Raw genomic sequence first — 2,610 nt, forward strand, 5'->3', positions numbered from 1 at the left:
CGCGGTGCAGGACGCCACCGCCGACCCCTTCGGCACTGCAGCCCTGGCGGCCCCCGGCCGCGAGGTGCTGACGCTCACGCCTGGCGGGCGCTACGACTTCGCCTCCGGCACCTCGATGGCCGCGTCCCATGTCAGCGGCATCGCCGCATTGCTGCTGCAGCACCAGCCGCAGCTCGACGGACCGCGCATCGAAAAGCTGCTGCGCGAGCAGGCACCCTCGGCCACCGAGGTCAACGCCTGCCGCGTGCTGGAAGCGCAAAGCCCCAGCTGCCACTGCAGTACCGCACGCTGAATGCGCGCGGCGCGGCATTCCGCGCGGACACCTTTTCTCACCAACATCGCACGCGGCCTTCAACCATTTGGGCCGCCGACGGCACCTACGCGCAGACCCGCTGCGCAGCAAGCGCAGCAGCCCCGCTTCCTGCGCTTCAAGGAGCCACCGATGAGCTTTGTTCGCCGCCCGCCTTTCCACGATTCCACGCGCCGTGAATGGCTTGCGCAGAGTGCCACGGCGGCACTGGCACTGGGCGGCCTGGGCTGGTCCGGCCTCGCGGCCGCGCTGGCACCTGGCGATGTGCTGCCGGTGCAGAGCGCGCCCGGTGCCGCCGGCCAGCCCGGCGTGCCGCTGTTCGACGGCAAGGCCCGCGCGACCTACATCGACTTCTGGGCCTCCTGGTGCGGCCCCTGCCGCCAGTCATTCCCATGGATGAACCGCATGCAGGCCAAGTTCGGCCCGCAGGGGCTGCGCATCGTCGCGGTGAACCTGGACAAGCAGACCGCCGACGCGCAGCGCTTCCTGGCCGAGCTGCCGGCGCAGTTCACGCTGGCTTTCGACCCCTCGGCGGACACCGCGCGCCGCTTCGGCGTCAAGGCCATGCCCAGCTCGGTATTGCTGGGCGCCGACGGCAAGGTGCTGGCCACGCATGCCGGCTTCCGGGAGGACGACATGGCCCCGCTGGAAGCCCGCCTCGCCGCTGCCCTCGGGGCTTGAGAGCACCCCCAGGGCCGGGCTGCGCCCAGCCCGCCCCCTGCGGGGCGACAAGGAAACTTGGAACCACCTGGCGGCTCCTTGAGTGACCTCTTTTTGACGACCTACTGCAATCGACGACACGATGAACCCTCCACTTCGCACCGGCCTGCTGGCGAGCCTGCTGCTCGCCACGGCCACGCTCGGCGGCTGCGCCGGCTGGCAGGCGCCCCAGGCCTGGGAAAAGGGCGCGCTCGCCCGCCCCGAAATGACCATGGCAGGCGACCCGCTGGGCGATCGCTTCGACCAGCACATCTACACCAGCAAGGAAAACGCCTCGGGCGGCTACGGCGTGGGCGGAGGTGGCTGTGGCTGCAACTGACGCGACAACCGGAGCGACAACGGCAGCAAGCCCACGTCCTGTTCCTTCATCGGGCCCCGTCCTGGGCGGCGTACTGGCCGCTGCGCTGCTGCTGCCTGGCATCGTGGCCCCGGCCATGGCCGAAACCGCGCCCGAGCAGGGTGTCATCGCGATCAAGCAGCTGTCCTACCAGGACTGGCAGCCCGGCCTGCAGCGGGTGCATGTGAACGCGCCGTCGATCTACGCGCTGGCGCCGCTGGACGCGCACTGGTCGCTGGAAGGCTCGTTCGTGCGCGATGGCGTGTCCGGCGCCTCGCCGCGCCACCACAGCGCCATCTCCAGTGCCTCGCACATGGACGACCAGCGCCATGCCGGCGACCTGAAGCTCACGCACTACGACGACCGCCAGGCCTGGGCCATCGGCGGCGCCTGGTCCAACGAGCACGACTACAAGTCGCGCACGCTCTCGGCCGAATGGCGGCTCTCCAGCGAGGACAACAACCGCACCTGGAACATCGGCCTGGCACGCAGCAACGACAGCATCGGCTCCAGCGACGACGACACGCTGCACGAGCACCGCGGCACCTGGCAGTTGCTCGCCGGCGTCACGCAGGCCGTCTCGGCGCTGGACCTGGTGCAGCTCAACCTCGGTGCCAACTGGGGCCGGGGGTATTTCTCGGACCCGTACAAGTTCCCCGACATCCGGCCGCGCTCGCGCAACCAGTACACCGCGCTGCTGCGCTGGAACCACCACATCGAACCGCTGCAGGCCACGCTGCGCACCAGCTGGCGCTTCTACGACGACAGCTTCGGCGTGCGCGCCCACACGCTGGAAGCCGCCTGGGTGCAGCCGCTGGGCGAGCGCTGGAGCGTCACGCCCACGCTGCGCTACACCACGCAGAGTGCCGCCAGGTTCTACAAGGATCCGGTGTATGACCCGGTGCTCGGCGAGCCCTTCCCACCGGGCTTCGACGGCCAGCACCCCACCTCGGCCGACCAGCGGCTCTCGGCCTTCGGCGCGTTGACCGGCGGGCTGCGCGTGGACTGGCGCGTGGACGCGCAATGGAAGCTGGACCTCAACTACGAGCGCTACGAGCAGCGCTCTGGCTGGCGTGCCGGTGGCAATGGGTCGCCCGGCCTGGCGACCTTCTCGGCACGCTGGTGGCAGTTCGGCCTCTCGCGCAGTTTTTAAGCGACTGAGGCCCCCCATGCTGCAGACCTGGCACGAACCCGCCGACGGCTGGCACCTCGCCTTCGAGGCCATGGCCTCGCGTTGCGAGAT

General features: G+C 70.1%; 4 protein-coding genes. All 4 read left to right on the top strand.

From position 1 onward, the window contains the following. The coding region (locus FKP22_RS26800; RefSeq protein ID WP_141291004.1) for a S8 family serine peptidase at positions 1-292 on the top strand (292 nt) is incomplete at its 5' end. 150 nt (positions 293-442) lie between these two features. Beyond that, positions 443-991 (top strand): TlpA family protein disulfide reductase, encoded by a 549-nt coding sequence (locus FKP22_RS26805; protein ID WP_141291006.1) that lies wholly within the window; start codon positions 443-445, stop codon positions 989-991. Between the two features lie 121 nt (positions 992-1,112). Beyond that, positions 1,113-1,349, top strand: a complete 237-nt coding sequence (locus tag FKP22_RS26810) for a DUF4266 domain-containing protein (RefSeq protein WP_141291008.1) — start codon at positions 1,113-1,115, stop codon at positions 1,347-1,349. Positions 1,350-1,452: 103 nt separating this feature from the next. Continuing rightward, entirely contained in the window at positions 1,453-2,520 is a 1,068-nt protein-coding gene (locus FKP22_RS26815; RefSeq protein WP_233446973.1) for a DUF3570 domain-containing protein, read from the top strand. Positions 2,521-2,610 lie beyond the last annotated feature (90 nt).

Origin of the sequence: Ideonella azotifigens (genome assembly GCF_006519715.1) — a bacterium.
Taxonomy (GTDB): Bacteria; Pseudomonadota; Gammaproteobacteria; order Burkholderiales; family Burkholderiaceae_C; genus Ideonella; species Ideonella azotifigens.